This is a genomic window from Cupriavidus sp. BIC8F (genome assembly GCF_032465815.1).
Taxonomy (GTDB): domain Bacteria; phylum Pseudomonadota; class Gammaproteobacteria; order Burkholderiales; family Burkholderiaceae; genus Cupriavidus; species Cupriavidus necator.
Map to the genome: position 1 here is coordinate 2,761,242 of NZ_CP136094.1, position 17,236 is coordinate 2,778,477.

At 66.2% G+C, this 17,236-nt stretch carries 16 protein-coding genes and 3 tRNA genes; 11 read left to right on the plus strand and 8 right to left on the minus strand.

What is annotated here, in order from left to right; translation table 11 throughout:
• The first annotated feature begins 28 nt into the window (after positions 1-28).
• The 3 genes from RS901_RS12890 to RS901_RS12900 all read left to right on the plus strand — a co-directional run bounded on the left by RS901_RS12890 (position 29) and on the right by RS901_RS12900 (position 1,113).
• Entirely contained in the window at positions 29-439 is a 411-nt protein-coding gene (locus RS901_RS12890) for an integration host factor subunit alpha (RefSeq protein WP_022534405.1), read from the plus strand.
• A 116-nt stretch (positions 440-555) separates the two neighbouring features.
• Entirely contained in the window at positions 556-981 is a 426-nt protein-coding gene (locus RS901_RS12895; RefSeq protein WP_013956331.1) for a MerR family transcriptional regulator, read from the plus strand.
• Between the two features lie 55 nt (positions 982-1,036).
• A tRNA-Pro gene (locus RS901_RS12900) sits at positions 1,037-1,113 on the plus strand.
• Between the two features lie 406 nt (positions 1,114-1,519).
• Here the strand turns inward: RS901_RS12900 and RS901_RS12905 are convergent.
• Both RS901_RS12905 and RS901_RS12910 read right to left on the minus strand, forming a co-directional pair.
• Positions 1,520-2,026, minus strand: a complete 507-nt coding sequence (locus RS901_RS12905; RefSeq protein ID WP_316149143.1) for a cupin domain-containing protein — start codon at positions 2,024-2,026, stop codon at positions 1,520-1,522.
• Between the two features lie 43 nt (positions 2,027-2,069).
• Positions 2,070-2,330, minus strand: coding sequence for a hypothetical protein (locus RS901_RS12910; protein ID WP_035817461.1), 261 nt, complete (start codon positions 2,328-2,330; stop codon positions 2,070-2,072).
• A 226-nt stretch (positions 2,331-2,556) separates the two neighbouring features.
• Here RS901_RS12910 and RS901_RS12915 point away from each other — a divergent pair, with 226 nt between their 5' ends.
• The 4 genes from RS901_RS12915 to RS901_RS12930 all read left to right on the plus strand — a co-directional run bounded on the left by RS901_RS12915 (position 2,557) and on the right by RS901_RS12930 (position 3,953).
• Complete coding sequence (locus tag RS901_RS12915) at positions 2,557-2,943, plus strand: hypothetical protein (protein ID WP_316149145.1); 387 nt, start codon at positions 2,557-2,559, stop codon at positions 2,941-2,943.
• A gap of 40 nt (positions 2,944-2,983) precedes the next feature.
• On the plus strand, positions 2,984-3,217 hold the full coding sequence (locus RS901_RS12920; protein ID WP_035817458.1) for a hypothetical protein: 234 nt from the start codon (positions 2,984-2,986) through the stop codon (positions 3,215-3,217).
• A gap of 86 nt (positions 3,218-3,303) precedes the next feature.
• Complete coding sequence (locus RS901_RS12925; protein ID WP_018310329.1) at positions 3,304-3,492, plus strand: hypothetical protein; 189 nt, start codon at positions 3,304-3,306, stop codon at positions 3,490-3,492.
• Between the two features lie 101 nt (positions 3,493-3,593).
• Positions 3,594-3,953, plus strand: coding sequence for a hypothetical protein (locus RS901_RS12930; protein WP_316149147.1), 360 nt, complete (start codon positions 3,594-3,596; stop codon positions 3,951-3,953).
• Between the two features lie 187 nt (positions 3,954-4,140).
• Here the strand turns inward: RS901_RS12930 and RS901_RS12935 are convergent, their stop codons facing one another.
• Both RS901_RS12935 and RS901_RS12940 read right to left on the minus strand, forming a co-directional pair.
• On the minus strand, positions 4,141-8,997 hold the full coding sequence (locus tag RS901_RS12935; RefSeq protein WP_316149149.1) for an NAD-glutamate dehydrogenase: 4,857 nt from the start codon (positions 8,995-8,997) through the stop codon (positions 4,141-4,143).
• A 169-nt stretch (positions 8,998-9,166) separates the two neighbouring features.
• Positions 9,167-9,721: a MarR family transcriptional regulator gene (locus RS901_RS12940; protein ID WP_316149150.1), complete on the minus strand. Its 555-nt coding sequence runs from the start codon at positions 9,719-9,721 to the stop codon at positions 9,167-9,169.
• A 394-nt stretch (positions 9,722-10,115) separates the two neighbouring features.
• Between RS901_RS12940 and RS901_RS12945 the strand changes: the two genes are divergently transcribed.
• A complete protein-coding gene (locus RS901_RS12945) occupies positions 10,116-11,633 on the plus strand; it encodes an acetyl-CoA hydrolase/transferase family protein (protein ID WP_316149151.1) in 1,518 nt (505 codons plus the stop codon).
• Between the two features lie 79 nt (positions 11,634-11,712).
• Here the strand turns inward: RS901_RS12945 and RS901_RS12950 are convergent, their stop codons facing one another.
• The 3 genes from RS901_RS12950 to RS901_RS12960 form a co-directional block, all read right to left on the minus strand.
• Complete coding sequence (locus tag RS901_RS12950; RefSeq protein WP_316149152.1) at positions 11,713-12,072, minus strand: hypothetical protein; 360 nt, start codon at positions 12,070-12,072, stop codon at positions 11,713-11,715.
• Positions 12,073-12,392: 320 nt separating this feature from the next.
• The gene (locus tag RS901_RS12955; RefSeq protein WP_316149153.1) at positions 12,393-13,373 is read right to left on the minus strand and encodes a tripartite tricarboxylate transporter substrate binding protein BugE; all 981 of its coding nucleotides are present in this window, start codon (positions 13,371-13,373) and stop codon (positions 12,393-12,395) included.
• Positions 13,374-13,714: 341 nt separating this feature from the next.
• Positions 13,715-13,790 (minus strand) — tRNA-Lys (locus RS901_RS12960).
• A gap of 147 nt (positions 13,791-13,937) precedes the next feature.
• On the opposite strand from RS901_RS12960, the gene RS901_RS12965 reads away from it, so the two are divergent.
• Together RS901_RS12965 and RS901_RS12970 are read left to right on the plus strand one after the other, a co-directional pair.
• Entirely contained in the window at positions 13,938-14,846 is a 909-nt protein-coding gene (locus RS901_RS12965; protein WP_316149154.1) for a LysR family transcriptional regulator, read from the plus strand.
• A 133-nt stretch (positions 14,847-14,979) separates the two neighbouring features.
• The gene (locus RS901_RS12970) at positions 14,980-16,368 is read left to right on the plus strand and encodes an 8-oxoguanine deaminase (RefSeq protein ID WP_316149155.1); all 1,389 of its coding nucleotides are present in this window, start codon (positions 14,980-14,982) and stop codon (positions 16,366-16,368) included.
• Positions 16,369-16,484: 116 nt separating this feature from the next.
• Here RS901_RS12970 and RS901_RS12975 read toward each other — a convergent pair.
• Positions 16,485-16,560: transfer RNA gene (locus RS901_RS12975), tRNA-Lys, on the minus strand.
• A gap of 226 nt (positions 16,561-16,786) precedes the next feature.
• Here RS901_RS12975 and RS901_RS12980 point away from each other — a divergent pair.
• Positions 16,787-17,050, plus strand: a complete 264-nt coding sequence (locus RS901_RS12980; RefSeq protein ID WP_010813081.1) for a DUF1488 domain-containing protein — start codon at positions 16,787-16,789, stop codon at positions 17,048-17,050.
• The last annotated feature ends 186 nt before the right edge of the window (positions 17,051-17,236 follow it).

The following is a 17,236-nucleotide window of genomic DNA, read 5'->3' on the forward strand; positions in this document are numbered from 1 at the left end:
TCGCCAGACACACACTTGAGCGATCGACATGAATGATCGAGACGCGAATTCCATGACCGCTGCAGCACTGGGTGAGATGAGCGACCGGCAGGCTTCCTCCCTTGACGACGCGACGCCGGATAACCGCGCGACCGAAGTTCCCACGCTGACCAAGGCCGAACTCGCCGAGATGCTGTTCGACCAGGTGGGCCTGAACAAGCGCGAATCAAAGGACATGGTCGAAGCCTTCTTCGACGTTATCCGCGAAGCGCTGGAGCAGGGCGACAGCGTCAAGCTGTCCGGCTTCGGCAACTTCCAGTTGCGCGACAAGCCGCAGCGGCCCGGCCGCAATCCCAAGACCGGCGAAGTCATTCCAATCACCGCGCGCCGCGTGGTCACGTTCCACGCCAGCCAGAAGCTCAAGGGCCTGGTGGAAGAACGCGCAGGCATCGCCGGCTGACGCGTCACCCTAACGGCGGATTGCTTCCCGAAGCCGGCATCGGTATGCTTCTGGGCGCGCACCTGGTGCGCGCCAACCGCATGGCCGGCATGGCCTGACGCTCGTCTACACACCACATGTCGGACAAATCCAGCGATCGCATCGCGTTGCCGCCGATTCCGGCCAAGCGCTACTTCACCATCGGTGAGGTGAGCGAGCTTTGCGCCGTCAAGCCGCACGTCCTGCGCTATTGGGAGCAGGAGTTCACGCAACTCAAGCCCGTCAAGCGCCGCGGCAACCGCCGCTACTATCAGCACCATGAAGTCCTGCTGATCCGCCGCATCCGCGAACTGCTCTACGAACAGGGCTTCACCATCAATGGCGCGCGCAACCGCCTCGATGAAGGCCGTCATCACAGTGGGGCAGCGGCAGCGCCTGAGGCCGCAGAGGTTGGCGAAGAAAACGCGGCGGCATTGTCGGTCGACATCAGCGGCTTGCGCAATGAACTGGTCGAAGTACAGCACCTGCTCGCGCAACTGCGGGAGATCGCGAAGCACGGATAATTTCGACGTCAGGAGCTAGTCATACGGGAAACGCTTCTGTTATAATTTTCTTCTTCGGGGCGTAGCGCAGCCTGGTAGCGTACCTGCATGGGGTGCAGGTGGTCGGAGGTTCAAATCCTCTCGCCCCGACCAGACAGAAACCCGCTTGGTGAATAGCCAAGCGGGTTTTTTATTTTGTGCTCCGGGCTAGCCCTCCAGGCTGTCTGATTGGAGGCATCCAATACTCAGGCATGGTGTGGCTCTGACATAGGCCAAAGGTCTTCTCGCTGGGCGAGCAAATCGGCTTCGCTGTCGGTGAGGCTGTCACTCACAAAGAACTCGCGGCGTTCGACGTTGTTTCCAACGAGGCGCTCGAGGGTTACCCGACGATACGTTGCCTGATGCGCAGGGTCGTTCGCGCTGCTCGGCCGTTGCCAGAAAAAGCGGTGAGATACCCGGGTTCTCCCATCATGGCCCGCCGGGGCCCTGGCTTAGACTCGTGCCGCTGTACTCACCAGCCCGCCCGCACCCCGCCTTGGCGGGCTGTTTTTTGGGGGGGCTAGCGCGCCAGCCTGCGCAACAGCGCGTCATGTCCGCTTGCCAGGCCGGCAAGCGCCGTTGCGTCGGCCAGTTCGAAATCGCTGAACCGGAAGGCTGGTGCCACGGTGCAGCCGACCAGTGCGAAGTCCACGCCATCACCCAGATCCACGCGTTCGGCGGCAAACCATAGTCCGGCGGGCACCATTGCCTGGAAGGCCGCGCCGGGATGCCGCAGCGGGTCGCCCAGGCGCTGCGTGACGATGGTCCCGTCCACGATCCGGTGCACGTCCACGGGGGAGCCTGCGTGGTAGTGCCAGAGTTCGTCGGACCGGATGCGATGCCAGGCGGAATAGTCGTTGCCGCACAGCATGTAGTGGATTGCAGTGCAGGCTTCGCGCGTGCGACCGTCCTGGCAGACGACCTGTTCTTCGCCGCGATAGGTTTCGCGGTAGTAGCCGCCTTCCGGATGCGGCTGCAGGTCTAGTGAGCGGATCAGTTGGCTGGCGGTCGGGCTGATGTCTGGCATGTGGGCAAGCGGTGTGGCGCATCGGGGATGCGGAAGCCGTAGCTTAAAGCAGCGCGAAGCGTGCCTGGCCGGGGCCGACGAGGGCGGGGCGGCTGACCGGGTAGCGGTGACGGGTGCCCTGGGCGTCGAAGGACAGGAAATCCGGCGTCCAGCGCAGGGCCTGCAGCTGGCGTGGCTCGATGCCGTCGACGAGGATGGCGCCGGCGCCCACGCAGACACTGCCGCAGGGCAGGCGCAGGGATTCGCTGTCGTCGCCGAAGTAGTAGGCCTCGAGCAGGATGGAATCGGACTGGTACAAGGGCATGGGGCAGTATCCGGATACTGTATGGATGTACAGTATATCTCTGGCTGGCTGTTCGGTCATCCCCCACGATTCTCATTTTCGTGCGCCCGCACACCCTGCTGCGCTGTGCATTTGCCGCGTGGAAGTTGGTGGCAAGCGGTGTCGGCCCGTATTGGTATAACCTGAAAACGATGGCGGTCGCACAGTGTGGTCGTGCCAGGCCGGCAGGGTCGCTACGGGGGATGCCATGGCGAGGTGCGGGAGCAAGGCTTGCTGGTTTGGCTTGGGTGTGGTGCTGGGCGCGGCGGTGGGCGGTGCCTGCGCCATGCTGGTGCGCTCGGCCGCGGAGCAGCGGGTGCTGCGCCAGCGCGATGCGCCGCTGGTGCCGTCCGATCCCGCGGCGGATCAGGCGCTGACCGATACCGCCACCGACGTGGTGGAGTACGGCGGCTTCGTGATCCACGTGTATTGCCACGCGCTGGGCATGGGGCGGTTCAGGGCCCTGTGCGATATCTGGGAGTCGGGCGCCGTAGTGCTGGAGGGCGGCGCGCCGCCGGCCACGCACGCGACGCCGGACGAGGCGCGGGCCGCGGCGATTTCGTGGGCGCGGCAATGGGTGCAGCACAATGGCTGAAGGCGCCGCCGCGCAATCATCGCCATGACAGGAGATGCCGATGCACGCCTGTGACCTGTGTCATCAGCTGGTGGGCGAACCGTCCAGCGTGCCGCCGCACGAGAACCTGGCTGCCTCGGGCATGGCTGCGATGAGCAACCGGTGCAAGGTCGACAGCCGCTGGCGCTGCACCGGCTGCGGCGCCTGGATGTACCAGAGCACGGCATTGGGTGAGCCGCCGAATATGTGGCGGATGGGCCCGCGCCCGGCCGACTGGCCTGATAATCACGGCTGAGCAGGCATGGCCGCCACCAGGCAGTGCGGCCATGCCCCGTATCGCGCCCGGCTCAGGCTCTCGGGCGTCTGTTTCAAGGAGAATTCATGTTTGTTTGTGGGAACCAGGCTTGCGGTGCGCGCTGGGAGCCGAATGAGGTGCAGATCCGCAATGAAGGGCAGGGTCCCGTGTTCCGCTGCCCGCAATGCGGCGCACGCAATCACGTCCAGGCACGCACCGCGCGCGACGGCAGCACGGTCTACCGCCAGGTGGCGGCGAAGCCGGCGCCGCGCTAGTCCGGACCGGCGGGCGGCACGCCATGTCACCCCACGCATGTGGGGTCAAATCCACATGGCTGCTGCCTTAAGCTTGCTCAGGCGGGACCGTTATACACATCATGGACTTTGCCGACCTTCCTCAATACTCTGCTTCCAATGCTGAACGCATGGGCTGGGCGAACGCTTCGCCGGAAGTGATCGCCAAGGTATTGAATTCAGCACTGGCAGCGCAGGACCTCTCAGGGTTTGCCGCGCTGCTGTCGGATATCGCGCGCGACCGCGGCTTCAAGGGCGAGCGTGCCGCGCACCAGTCGATCTACGACATGCCGTACGCCAGCCTGCTGCCCAGGCAGAAGCACCTGCTTTCCGATGCCTTCGACCTGCTGGTCCTGCTCGGGCTGGAACTGCGCCCGCGTGGTGCCGACGCCGGCATCGGCGACGACGCGGACATCGACATGGACGCAGAAGCAGACGAATAAGCCCCAACTGGACCACGCCGCCGTGCTGGTGCCCTGTTCCGCAAATGCCTTGCCATGAAATCGCCCAGTTGGCCGCCATGCGTCGTTGCCCGTCGTTGCCATAGCTACGGCTATGGCGCCTCATCGCGCCTAGCCTGACGACCAACTGGGCGATTTCATTTTGGCAAGTTATCTACGGAACCGGGCACTAGGCGCGTTCCAGCATGCCGATCTCGCGCACCGCGACCGACAGCATCGACAGTCCCGCAGCCCCCGAGGCGCGCTGGTCGGCCAGCATGCGCGTAAAGCGTTCCAGCGCGCCATGACGGCTGGACCGCCAGGCATCGATCATGGCTTCGGGCGTATCCAGTTCACCTGCCTGCGACAGCACGCTGACGGTCAGTGCGCGCTTGAGCCGCCCCAGGTCTTCCAGCGTGGTGGTGCGTGCCAGCAGGTCCCAGTGCGTGTCCGATGGCAGCGCCAGCGCGCGCTCGCGCAGCCAGCTGAAGCTCAGGTGGCTGTCCAGCGCGAAATAAACCCCCGCCACCAGGTCCAGGCTGCGTTCGCACGCCGTGGCCACTTCGGCGATATCGAGCGCGGCGGCGGAGATCTCGCTGCCGGCCACGCGCACGGCCAAAGCTTCGTCGACCCCCGCATCCGTCAAGGCCCGGGTGCGCTCTGACAGCGCCGTCGCATCGGCCGGCGGCAGCAGCCGCGGCAGTTGCGGTGCCAGCCATTGCGCGGCCTGGGCAAAGCGCGCCAGGTCCTCGGCGGCCTTGCTGCCGCCGCGCAGATAGCGGATGAACCACAGGCACGCGCGCTCCAGCAGCAGCGCCACGGCCCCGAACATGCGCGCCTGCTCGGCATCGGCCACACGGTTGTCCAGCGCATCGATCTCCTGCCACAGGGTGGTCAGGCCGAAGACATCGCGTGCGATCAGGCAGGCGCGCACGATATCGGCCGGGCGTGCGTCGGTCTCTTCCATGATCCGGTGCACGAAGGTGGCGCCGATGCGGTTGACGAGCATATTGGTCAGGTGCGTCGACAGGATCTCGCGCCGCAGCGGGTGGCGCTGCATCGCGTCGGCGTAACGCTGGCGCAGCGGCACCGGGAAATAGTCCGACAGCAGTCCGGCAACCAGCGCGTCTTCCGGCACGTCGGAGGCCAGCAGTTCGTCGTACAGCCACATCTTGCTGTAGGCAAGCAGCACCGCACGTTCGGGCGATGCCAGGCCTTCATCGGCCAGCTTGCGCTCGGCGATTTCCTCCTCCGAAGGCAGGAACTCCAGCGGGCGGTTGAGCCGTCCGGCGCGCTCCAGCCAGCGCACCAGGCGCGCCTCGCCATCGAGCAGCGCGGGGCTGCTGCGCCCGGCCACGGACAGTGCCTGGGTCTGGTAGTAGTTGTCCTGCAGCACCAGCAGGCCGACCTCGTCGGTCATCTCGGCCAGCAGCTTGTTGCGCTGCTTCTCTGTCATTTCGCCGTCGGCAACCACCAGCCCGAGCAGGATCTTGATATTGACCTCGTGGTCCGAGCAGTCCACCCCGGCCGAGTTGTCGATGGCATCGGTGTTGATGCGACCGCCGTTGCGCGCGAACTCGATGCGGCCCAGCTGGGTGAAGCCGAGGTTGCCGCCTTCGCCGACCACCTTGCAGCGCAGGTCGTTGCCGTTGACACGCACCGCGTCGTTGGTGCGGTCGCCGGCTTGCAGGTGGGTTTCCTGGCTGGACTTGACATAGGTGCCGATGCCGCCGTTGTAGAGCAGGTCGACCGGCGCCATCAGGATGGCGTGGATCAGCTCTGCCGGCGACAGCGTGGCTGCCGTGACCCCCAGCACCGCCTGCACCTGCGGCGACAGCGGGATGGTCTTGGCGCTGCGCGGATAGATGCCGCCGCCGGCGGAGATCAGCGTGGCGTCGTAGTCGGCCCAGCTGGAGCGGGGCAGGCCGAACAGCCGCGTGCGTTCCTGCAGGCTCTTTGCCGTGTCCGGGTCGGGATCGAGGAAGATATGCCGGTGGTCGAAAGCCGCCACCAGCCTGATATGCGGCGACAGCAGCATGCCGTTGCCGAACACGTCGCCCGACATGTCGCCGATGCCGGCCACGGTGAAGTCCGTGGTCTGGATATCGACACCCAGCTCGCGGAAATGCCGCTTGACCGATTCCCACGCACCGCGCGCGGTAATGCCCATCTTCTTGTGGTCATAGCCGACCGAGCCCCCGGACGCAAAGGCATCGCCCAGCCAGAAGCCGTATTCGGCCGAGATCGCGTTGGCGAAGTCGGAGAACGTCGCGGTGCCCTTGTCGGCTGCCACCACCAGGTAGGGGTCGTTGTCGTCGTGGCGCACCACCTCGGGTGGCGGCACCAGCTGGCCGCCGACGAGGTTGTCGGTCAGGTCCAGCAGCCCGCGCAGGAAGGTCTGGTAGCAGGCAATGCCCTCTTGCAGGAAAGCATCGCGGTCGGTGGGCGGGGGCGGGCGCTTGACCACGAAGCCGCCCTTGGAGCCCACCGGCACGATCACCGTGTTCTTGACCATCTGCGCCTTCATCAGGCCCAGCACTTCCGTGCGGAAGTCCTCGCGCCGGTCTGACCAGCGCAGTCCGCCGCGGGCCACACGCCCGCCGCGCAGGTGCACGCCCTCAACGCGCGGCGAGTAGACCCAGATCTCGAACATCGGGCGCGGCTCGGGCAGGCCGGGGACCAGCGCGGGATTGAACTTGAACGACACATAGGAGCGCGGCTGGACTTCCTCGCCACGGTGGAAATAGTTGGTGCGCACGGTGGCGTTGATCACGCCCAGGAAGAGCCGCAGGATGCGGTCCTCGTCCAGGTTGGGCACCTTGTCCAGCGCCGCGCCGATATCGGCCAGCAGCTTGTCGCAGCGCGCCTGGCGGGCGGTGTCGGTGGCGACCTCGCTGAAGGTGTCGAAGCGCGCCACGAACAGGCCGACCAGCATGGCGGCAATGGCCGCGTTGCCGGTCAGCGCGCGCTCGATATAGGCGTCGCTGAAGGTCGAGCCGACCTGGCGCAGGTAGCGGGCATAAGCGCGCAGGATGGTGACGTCGCGCGCGGCCAGCTCGGCGCGCAGCACCAGGCGGTTGAAGTCGTCGTTCTCGATCTCGCCGTGCCAGGCGCGCGCGAAGGCATCCTCGAACAATGCTTTGACGCGCGCGATGTCGAATTCCGCCGCGCCGCCGCTGTCGGCAATCTCCAGCCCGAAGTCGTGCACCCATACCGGCGTGCCGCTGTCGGGTTCGATCAGGTAGGGGCGCTCTTCATCCACGCGCACGCCCAGGTGTTCCAGCATGGGCAGGCTGTGCGACAGCGCGATCGGCTCGCCGGCACGGTACACCTTGAAGCGGAACACCCCCGGTGCGGCCTCGATCGGCCGGTACAGGTTCATCGCCATGCCGTTGCCGTGCAGCGCGTGCTCCATCAGCTCGATATCGCGCACCGCGGTGCGGGCCGGATAGTCCTCACGGTAGCCGGCGGGGAACGAGCCGCCGTAGCGCTGCAGCAGCCGGTTGCCTTGTTCTTCGCCGTGGCTTTCATGCAAGGCTTCGGCGAGATCGTCCTGCCAGCGGCGGCTGGCGTGCACGATGCGCGCCTCCAGCTCACGCGTATCAACGTGCGGCATGGTGCCGGGCTCGCCGCGCACGGTCAGCTGGATGCGCGCCAGCGGCGACTCGGACAGCAGCGGCGTGAACTCGCAGCTGGTGCCGTGGAAGGCCGCGGTCAGCAGCTTCTGGATCTTCTGGCGCAGGTCGGTGTTGTACTTGTCGCGCGGCACGAACACCAGGCACGAGACAAAGCGGTCGAAGCGGTCGCGCCGTACAAAGAGCCGGGTGCGCTGGTGTTCCTGCAGCCGCAGGATGCCGGTGGTGATGTCGAACAGTTCATCCTCGGTGGCCTGGAACAGTTCATCGCGCGGATATTGCTCAAGGATGGTCACCAGCGACTTGTACAGGTGCCCCTTGGCCAGGAAGCCCGCGCGCGCCAGGATATTGGCGCACTTGAGCCGCACCAGCGGAATTTCCGCGATCGGCGCCATGTAGGCAGTTGAGGTGTACAGGCCGACAAAGCGCCGCTCACCGAACAGCTGCCCCTTTTCATCGAGCAGCTTGACGCCGACATAGTCGAGATAGCCCGGCCGGTGCACGGTGGCGCGCGAATTGGCCTTGGTCAGGAAGATCGGCGAGGCCCCTTCGATGATCGCGGTGGCCGCGGCGGGCAGCAGCGTGAGGTCTTCGGCATCAGGCTCGCGCAGGCTTTCGCGCAGGATGCCCGCGCCCGAGCCCGGCACGCCGCGCAGGAAGTAGCGGCCGTCCTGCGACACCAGCTGGTAGTCACGCTGGCCGAGGAAGGAGAAGTGGTCATCCATCATCCAGTCCAGGAAGGCGCGCGCTTCGGCGCTTTCCGGCGCGGCCGCGTCGGGCGCCTGCGCCATGGCGGCGATGGTGGCCTGGGTGATGTCGCACATCTTCGGCCAGTCTTCCACCGCCGCGCGCACGTCGACCAGCACCTGCGCGATGCCGCTGCGCAGCGTCTCCAGCCGCGCGGCCTCGCCGCTGCGGTCGATCTCGAAGTGGATAAAGGATTCCAGGCGCGAGCTGTCCCCGGCCTCGCCGGCGCCGCCCGGGGCGATCCGCTCGATGCCGCCGCGCGCGTCGCGCCAGACCCGGAACACGGGATGGATGGCCGAGTGCAGCGCCAGTCCCTGCCGGTTGATCTCCATCGTCACCGAGTCGACCAGGAAGGGCATGTCGTCATTGACGATCTCGACCACGGTGTGGTCAGAGTGCCAGCCGTGCTCTTCCAGGTTGGGGTTGTAGACGCGGATGCGCGCATTGCCGGGGGTGAATTTCTGTGCGGTCTGCCAGTGCGCCATCACGGCGCCGTAGAGATCGTCGACGTCGCGCTGGAGCAAGTCTTCGGCGTCGGCCTGGTCGTAGTAGTGCAGCAGGAAGGGCTCGACCACGGCGAACATCGCCGCCGGCAGCCGCTCGCGCGCGAAGCTGGCCAGTTCGTCCAGCAGGTGCGCGACCTTGTCTTCGTTCTCCTGCGGCATGATCCCTCCTCGCGGTGTCGATGGGCGGCCCGCGGCATGTGCCGGGGCATGCTCATACTTTAGGAAAAAACCGGATGCCCGGCGCAAGAAAAGTGGCGGGTATGAGGATGACGCATGAAGAAAAGCGGACGGATCCCGCGGTTGCCCGCGGGACCGGCTTGCGCGGCGCTCAGAGGCGCGTAGCGGCGAGGGTGGGGCAGGAGGTAGGGCGATGCGCGACCGGCGGCAGGCCGGGGCAATGCGAGGGCGCGGCGGCTGTCTCCTGCCGGGCGGCTTCGGTGCCCGCGCGAACCTGGCGCATGGTGTGGTCGCTCAGCGTGGTCTTCATCCGCTCCAGCAGGGTGCCCAGCGCAGCACGCTCTTGCGAACTGAACGCCGCCACTGACACGCTGTGCAGCGCGCTGAGGGCCTGCGCGGTGCGCTGCAGCCGGCTGGCTGCGCTTGCTGCGATGCGGGGCGCCTGGGTGCCGGCGTACTCGATCCAGCCGTCGCGCCGCAGTTCATCCAGCATCGTCTCGGAACGCGCGGCATCGATCGGCATCGGGCCGGTCAATGGCGAGCCGCGCACGAAGGCATCCTGGCGGATGGCCCGCAGCAGCAGCCACTGGGCGTAGTTCAGGCCAGAAGCGCACAGCGTCTGTTCCAACGCACTTTGCCAGGCGGTTACGGCATCAACCAGGGCAAGGACAACCGGCTCGCTGGGTTCGAGGGGTCTTGGCTGCATGAATGGCGTCTCCTGTTTTGGTTTGCCGCCACTGCGATGCGCTGGCATCCGTCGCATGGGTGCCAGGGGCCGGAGCATGGCCGGCCCGGGCGGCACGGACGCCGCAGCCTCTCTGGCGGGGCACGGTCGACCGATGGGGCAGACACTACCAGAATCCTTTGCCGGCATTGTGACAGCGCGGGAATGCCCTGTGGCATCACAGGGACATAGTGGCCCGCACGTCTCCCAGCATGGTTTCAACTATGAATAAAGCGACTGGAAGACATGACTTTAAATCACAGCAAGAATGTATGCCGCTGGCTACACTGCCTGCCGGAGACCCCGCCAACGAGCCTTCAGGCCAGCAGGGGCGCGCGGCGCGGGCACGGGCCCGGCCGCCAGACCGGAGATAAGGATGTACAAGGAACGCATTCGCCTGGCCAGGCTGCACGACAAGGTAGTCTCGGCCGACGAAGCCGCCGCGCTGATCCGCGACGGCATGACGGTAGGCATGAGCGGCTTCACGCGCGCGGGCGACTGCAAGGAAGTCCCGTTTGCGCTGGCGCGCCGGGCGGCAACCGAGCCGCTGCGCATCACCCTGATGACCGGCGCCTCGCTGGGCAACGATATCGACCGGGTACTGGCAGAGGCCGACGTGATTGCGCGCCGCCTGCCGTTCCAGTCTGACGCCACGCTGCGCCGCAAGATCAACGCCGGCGAAGTGATGTTCATCGACCAGCACCTGTCCGAGACCGTGGAGCAACTGCGCTCCGGCCAGATCGCGCCGGTGGACGTTGCGGTGGTGGAAGCGGTGGCGATCACCGAACAGGGCGGCATCATCCCCAGCACCTCGGTCGGCAACTCGGCCAGCTTCGCCATGCTGGCGCGCAAGGTGATCGTCGAGATCAACCTGAACATGCCGCTGGAGCTGGAAGGGCTGCACGACATCTACTTCCCGGTGCAGCGCCCGTACCGCCAGCCGATCCCGCTGATCGCGCCCGAGCAGCGGATTGGCCTGCCGTATATCCCCATCGATCCCGAGAAGATCGCGGCCATCGTCATCACCGCCAAGGACGACAGCCCGTCCAACGCGCTGCCGCCGGATGCCGAAACGCGCAATATCGCCGGCCATCTCAACGATTTCCTGCTGCGCGAAGTCCGCGCCGCCAGGCTCTCGCCCTCGCTGCAGCCGCTGCAGGCGGGCATTGGCACCATCGCCAACGCGGTGTTGCACGGCATGGTCGATTCACCGTTCCGCGACCTGCAGATGTATTCCGAGGTGCTGCAGGACAGCACCATTGAACTTCTGGATGCGGGGCGCCTGGCGTTTGCCTCGGCCTCTTCGGTGACGCTGACGCGCGAGGTGTACCAGCGCTTCCTGTCGAACCTGGAGCGCTATCGCTCGCGCCTGGTGCTGCGTCCGCAGGAGATCAGCAACCATCCGGAGATTCTGCGCCGGCTCGGGCTGATCACCATCAATACGGCGCTGGAGTGCGACATTTACGGGAACGTCAACTCCACGCATGTGGGGGGCACGCACATGATGAACGGCATTGGCGGCTCCGGCGATTTTGCGCGCAATGCGCATCTGTCGGTATTCGTGACCAAGTCGGTGGCCAAGGGCGGCGATATCTCCAGCATCGTGCCGATGGTGGCGCACGTGGACCATACCGAGCACGACGTCGACATCATCGTCACCGAGCACGGCCTGGCCGACCTGCGCGGCCTGGCGCCGCGCGAACGCGCGCGCACGGTCATCGCCAACTGTGCCGACCCGCAATACCGCGAGCTGCTGGGCGACTACTTCCGGCGCGCCAGCACCCACGGCGGCCAGACCCCGCACCTGCTGGAAGAGGCGCTGTCCTGGCATGTCGGCTTCCGCGATCGCGGCACCATGCAGCCCGCGCAGCCGGCCCAGGCGATGGCAGCCTGAGTGCGGCCCAGCCAGAAAGCAAAACAGCCCGCGCAAGCGGGCTGTTTGCCTTGGTGCCGCCGGTTGGCGGCGGGCAGGCTTACTGCGCCTTGCCGCCCTGGCTGGCAGGCGCCTTGGCGCCCTCGGTGTACGGATCAGTCTTGCCGGCCTTGGCGCCATCGGTGTACGGATCGAACTTGCCGGACTTGGCGCCATCCGTGTTCGGGTCGAACTTCTTGCCCGAGTTGGTCAGGTCCGACTTGGTCGATTGCTTGGCGCCATCGGTGTACGGGTCGAACTTGCCGGACTTGGCGGGGTTCTGGTTCGGGCTGGCCTTCTTGGTGTGGCTGCCACCGTAGAGATCGCCGCCATCGGTGTAGTTCTTCTGCGCATAGACCTGCGTCGCGCCCAGCGCGGCCAGTGCTGCAACGATCAGGGTCGAAACGGTCTTCTTCAGCATCTTGCTTATCCTCGCGATTGACGGTCGCGCAGCGCCTGCGCGAATCCGGTTTTGGGGCCGAGCTTGGCCGGTGAAGGCCGGGCACATGTGGCGGAACACCCGGTAAATGTACCGAGTCAGCGCTTGTCCGCAAAGTGAAAGTTTCTTCTACAAGTATTGAACACCCATGGCGTTGCCTGCGTACTGCGCCGGATCAAATGCAACGATCCTGGGATAGATGTGGGTGACCCATGACCCATTTTCAACCGCCAGCCATAAAAAAACCGGCTGCCAGGTGGCAGCCGGTCATGATCCCTCGCGGGACGGTTTTCGCCGTCCGGTTATTCCAGTGTGATGTTCTGGTCGTGTGCGATCTTCTTGCGCAGGTCCAGCTCGCGCTTGATCTGGGCGGCGTACTGCGCCGGGGTGTTGCCGTCGGTGTAGGCACCGCTGTCGGCCAGGCGGCGCTTGACGTTCGGGTCCTGCAGCGCCTTGACCGCGGCGTCATGCACGCGCGTGATGATCGCCGCCGGCGTGCCGGCCGGCGCCACCAGGCCGTACCAGGCCATGTTGTTCATGTCCTTCATGCCGGCTTCGGCAAAGGTCGGCACGTCAGGCAGGCCCTCGACCCGCTTGGGTGCCGCCACCGCCAGCGCGCGCAGCTTGCCGGCCTGGATATGGGGCATCGACGACGGCAGGTTGTCGAACTGCGCGTTGACCTGGCCGGCCAGCGTGTCGTTCAGCGCAGGGCCCGATCCGCGGTAGGGGATATGGACCATGTCGGTCTTGGTGATGTCCTTGAACAGCTCGCCGTCCAGGTGCGAGATGCTGCCCTTGCCGGCCGAGGCGTAGCTGTACTTGCCGGGGTTGGCCTTCAGCATCGCGACGAATTCCTTCAGGGTCTTGGCCGGCACCTTCGGGTTGACCGTCAGCACGTTCGGCACGTTGACCAGGTTGGTGATCGGCGCGAAATCCTTGAGCGGGTCGTACGGGTTCTTGGGGTTGGTGGCGGGGTTGGTCGCCATCGTGCTGACGGTGGCGATGCCAAGCGTGTAGCCGTCCGGGGCGGACTTGGCGAGCGCGTCGGCGCCGATCGCGCCGCCGCCGCCGCCGCGGTTTTCCACCACCACCGGCTGGCCCAGCTCGCGGCCGAGGCCGTCGGAGACCGCGCGCGCAACGATGTCGGTGGTGCCGCCGGCCGCGAACGGAACGATCAGGCGGATCGGCTTGTTGGGGTAGGACTGGGCCTGGGCCAGGCCGGCGTGGGCCAGGCCAAGGGCGGCGATGCAGGCGGCTGCGCCGGCGTTGATAACTGCTTTCAAGGAGTGCCTCCGTTCTTCTTTCACTGATTCGCCAGGCGGGCTGCAGGCGTTTCTTCGGGCGCGACTCTTCGTCTGCGCCCCGCGCTGTCACGGATCCCCGCGCTGGCATGACCAGGCCGTGCCGGGATGCGGCGACGGCCGGCACCTTGCGACAGTTCCGCGATACGGAACTATGTTCCACAATGTGCGCGGGAGCGATTCAACCGGGAAAGCGGGCGCAGGGGAATTGGTGAGAACCCGCGTATCAAGAAAACCGCAACCGTGCCGACCGCGCGCTCAGGAGCCGGGCGGCGGAAATGAAAAAAGCCGGAAGCAAGGCTTCCGGCTTTTCCTGAATTCGCTGGTGGGGCGTGAGTGACTCGAACACTCGACCTACGGATTAAGAGTCCGCTGCTCTACCAACTGAGCTAACGCCCCAACGAAGAAAAAGATTGTAGCAAGGTATCGGATAAGACGCAATAGCCTTCGCGCAATTTTTGCGAGCCAAGCTGCACTGGCCGCTACAATGCCAGGCCACCGCGCGCATCCCGCGCGGTGCTTCCGATCCACCAGCTTGCCCAGCCCATGCACGCCAGAGTCCTGCGCTATCTCGACGAGGTCGTCCGCCGCGGTTCGATCCGCAAGGCGGCCGAACACCTGCATGTGGCGCCGACCGCGGTCAACCGCCAGATCCTGGACCTGGAGGCGGAACTGGGCGCGCCGCTGTTCGAGCGCATCAACAAGCGGCTGCGGCTGACGCCACTGGGTGAGATGGTGCTGGCCCACGTGCGCCAGACGCTGCGCGAGCACGACGCGCTGCGCGAGCGCATCGAGGACTTCAAAGGCGCGCGCCGCGGCGAGGTCACCGTGGCGGTCACGGCCGGCCTGGCGGGCTCGTTGATGCCGTCGCTGGTGCATGACTTCCGCCAGCGCTATCCGGGCATCGTGGTGCGCGTCGCCGACCTGCCGGTGGCCGACATCATCGCGGCGGTGGAGCAGGGCGACGCCGACCTGGGCCTTGGCTATGACCTGCCTGAGTTGCCCGCCTTCCGGGTGCTGGCCACCAGCGACTGGCAGATCGGCGCGGTGGTGCCGCCGGGCCATGCGCTGGCGGCCCGGCAATCGGCGCTGCTGAGCGAATGCGTCGGCTATCCGCTGATCCTGCCGGCGCCTTCCCTGTCGATCCGCGCCATCCTTGACGCGGCCTTTGCCCGCAATGCGATCGAGGTCTCGCCGGTGGCGGAGTCCACCTCGACCGCGCTGATCCGGCAACTGGTGATGCTGGGCACCGGTATCGCGCTGCTGAACCCGCTCGATGTGATGGAGGAGCGCGCCCGCCAGGCGCTGGTCTATGTGCCGCTGCGCGACCGCCACCTGCAGGGCCAGACGCTGACGCTGGTGGCGCGCGCCCGCAGCCCGCTCAGCGCCGCGGCCGAACTGATGGCCGAGCGCATCGGCGACGCGCTGGCGGTGTTGTTCGCGCAGGCGCGTTGATCAACTGGATGCCGCAGGTGTCCACTTTTTGTGGACAGGATGATCGGAATTCTGCGCTTGGGGGATGGCACCTCGCCGCCGTAGACTGGCGGCCATCCAGTCCCCCAATTCGTTTTGCAGAAGGAATTCCGCCATGACCCTGATTGCCCTGAACGCCGATGTGCTGGTCACCATGGACGCGCAGCGCCGCGAGATCCGCGACGGCGCCCTGGTTGCCGAAGGCCCCGCCGTGCAGTGGGTCGGCCCCACCTCGGAACTGCCGCCGCAGTACCGGCGCATGGTCGATGACGGCGGCGCGCAGGTGCTCGACATGCGCGGCCGCGTGGTCACGCCCGGCCTGGTCAACACCCACCACCACATGTACCAGAGCCTGACGCGCGCGGTGCCAGCGGCGCAGGATGCCGAGCTGTTCTCATGGCTGACCAACCTGTACATGCTGTGGTCGCACCTGACGCCGGAAATGATCGCGGTGTCGACCAAGACCGCGATGGCTGAGTTGATGCTGTCGGGGTGCACCACCACCAGCGACCACCTCTACCTGTTCCCGAACGGCTCGCGCCTGGATGACTCGATTGCCGCGGCGCAGGAGATGGGCATGCGCTTCCACGCCGCGCGCGGCTCGATGAGCGTGGGCCGCAGCAAGGGCGGCCTGCCGCCGGATGTGGTGGTGGAAGAGGAGGCCGCCATCCTGCGCGACAGCCAGCGGCTGGTGGAGCAGTACCACGACAGTGCGCGCCACGCGATGCTGCGCGTGGTGCTGGCGCCGTGCTCGCCGTTTTCGGTGTCGCGCGACCTGATGCGCGAGTCGGCCAACATGGCGCGGCACTATGGCGTGTCGCTGCACACGCACCTGGCCGAGAACGACAACGATATTGCCTACTCGCGTGAGAAATTCGGCCTGACGCCGGCCCAGTATGCCGAGGACCTGGGCTGGGTCGGCCACGATGTGTGGCATGCGCACTGCGTCAAGCTGGACGACGAGGGCATCGCGCTGTTTGCCCGCACCGGGACCGGCGTGGCGCATTGCCCGTGCTCGAACATGCGGCTGGCGTCCGGCATTGCGCCGGTGCGAGCCATGCGTGATGCCGGCGTGCCAGTGGGCCTGGGCGTGGACGGTAGCGCCTCGAACGACGGCGCGCATATGCTGGGCGAGGCGCGCCAGGCCATGCTGCTGCAGCGCGTTGGCTACGGGCCGGCCGCCATGAGCGCGCGCGAGGCGCTGGAGATTGCCACGCTGGGTGGTGCGCGCGTGCTTAACCGCGACGATATCGGCGCGCTGGCGCCGGGCATGTCGGCGGATTTTGTCGCCTTCGACATGTCGCAGGTAGGCTTTGCCGGCGCCGGCCATGACCCGGTGGCGGCGCTGGTGTTCTGCACGCCGGCCAATGTCGCGGCGAGCGTGATCAACGGCAGGGAAGTGGTGCGCGACGGTGCACTGCTGACGGCCGACCTGCCCAACGTGCTGCTGCGCCATCGCGCGCTGGCGCGTACGCTGTTCGAGCGGGCCAGCCAGGGCGCCTGATGCACGGGCCGCTGCGGTGTGGGCATGTGCCCTGCGCCGCAGCGGATAAGCCAATGAAGCAAGCGCACAAAGCAAAAGGCCGGAAGCATTGCTGCTTCCGGCCTTTCTGTATTCGGTGGTGGGGCGTGAGTGACTCGAACACTCGACCTACGGATTAAGAGTCCGCTGCTCTACCAACTGAGCTAACGCCCCAACGAAGAACGAGATTCTAGCATGATTTCCGGCGCTGTCAAATGTTTGATGCACTTGCCGGAACAACCCCCGTCGTTGTGACCGGGAGCCACACATGCGCGCGGATGGAACTCAAAGACGGCCGTGATGGTCTTCGCAATGAGCGCATTCGCATGGGCTCTATCCATACGATTTTGCCGGAGCCATGTTAGGATGTTTCTCCACTTGCATATGGAGGGCTGCACCGATGGAAATCAAATTCCAAGAGCAAGAGCGCTACGACATCAATAATGAAGGCTTGCTGTTCCAGGCACTTGTCAATGGCGAGAAGGTGACTTGCGTGGTGACACGCGAAGCACTGTGGGAAGGCTTCAGTGCCGACCAGGTACTGTCGCTGGAAGAGGCATTCCGTGCCGGTCGCGAAACCATCGAACGCGCCGCCGTGGTGCTGATCGAGCAGGGCGCGCCCCAGCCAATCGTCGTCAAGCGCGCCCACGTGGCGCCGATCTGATGCGGATGGATGCCCCGGCCAGCCCCCGGCATGCCGCGGGCGCCCATCTGTTATCAGGTTCCCAGACGTAGGGCCGTCCGGCCTTGCGTGCCAAGCCGGCAACACCGGCACAGGCAGTCTCCCGGTTTTCCCGTTCCAGTTTCCTGGTTTTCCTGCAGCCGTATTGTTGCTTGAACGCTGGTGCGC

Bases quoted from the DNA above. Each gene is read 5' to 3' on its own strand.
- RS901_RS12890 (WP_022534405.1), top strand. From the start codon at position 29: ATGAATGATCGAGACGCGAATTCCATGACCGCTGCAGCACTGGGTGAG.
- RS901_RS12895 (WP_013956331.1), top strand. From the start codon at position 556: ATGTCGGACAAATCCAGCGATCGCATCGCGTTGCCGCCGATTCCGGCC.
- RS901_RS12905 (WP_316149143.1), bottom strand. From the start codon at position 2,026: ATGCCAGACATCAGCCCGACCGCCAGCCAACTGATCCGCTCACTAGAC.
- RS901_RS12910 (WP_035817461.1), bottom strand. From the start codon at position 2,330: ATGCCCTTGTACCAGTCCGATTCCATCCTGCTCGAGGCCTACTACTTC.
- RS901_RS12915 (WP_316149145.1), top strand. From the start codon at position 2,557: ATGGCGAGGTGCGGGAGCAAGGCTTGCTGGTTTGGCTTGGGTGTGGTG.
- RS901_RS12920 (WP_035817458.1), top strand. From the start codon at position 2,984: ATGCACGCCTGTGACCTGTGTCATCAGCTGGTGGGCGAACCGTCCAGC.
- RS901_RS12925 (WP_018310329.1), top strand. From the start codon at position 3,304: ATGTTTGTTTGTGGGAACCAGGCTTGCGGTGCGCGCTGGGAGCCGAAT.
- RS901_RS12930 (WP_316149147.1), top strand. From the start codon at position 3,594: ATGGACTTTGCCGACCTTCCTCAATACTCTGCTTCCAATGCTGAACGC.
- RS901_RS12935 (WP_316149149.1), bottom strand. From the start codon at position 8,997: ATGCCGCAGGAGAACGAAGACAAGGTCGCGCACCTGCTGGACGAACTG.
- RS901_RS12940 (WP_316149150.1), bottom strand. From the start codon at position 9,721: ATGCAGCCAAGACCCCTCGAACCCAGCGAGCCGGTTGTCCTTGCCCTG.
- RS901_RS12945 (WP_316149151.1), top strand. From the start codon at position 10,116: ATGTACAAGGAACGCATTCGCCTGGCCAGGCTGCACGACAAGGTAGTC.
- RS901_RS12950 (WP_316149152.1), bottom strand. From the start codon at position 12,072: ATGCTGAAGAAGACCGTTTCGACCCTGATCGTTGCAGCACTGGCCGCG.
- RS901_RS12965 (WP_316149154.1), top strand. From the start codon at position 13,938: ATGCACGCCAGAGTCCTGCGCTATCTCGACGAGGTCGTCCGCCGCGGT.
- RS901_RS12970 (WP_316149155.1), top strand. From the start codon at position 14,980: ATGACCCTGATTGCCCTGAACGCCGATGTGCTGGTCACCATGGACGCG.
- RS901_RS12980 (WP_010813081.1), top strand. From the start codon at position 16,787: ATGGAAATCAAATTCCAAGAGCAAGAGCGCTACGACATCAATAATGAA.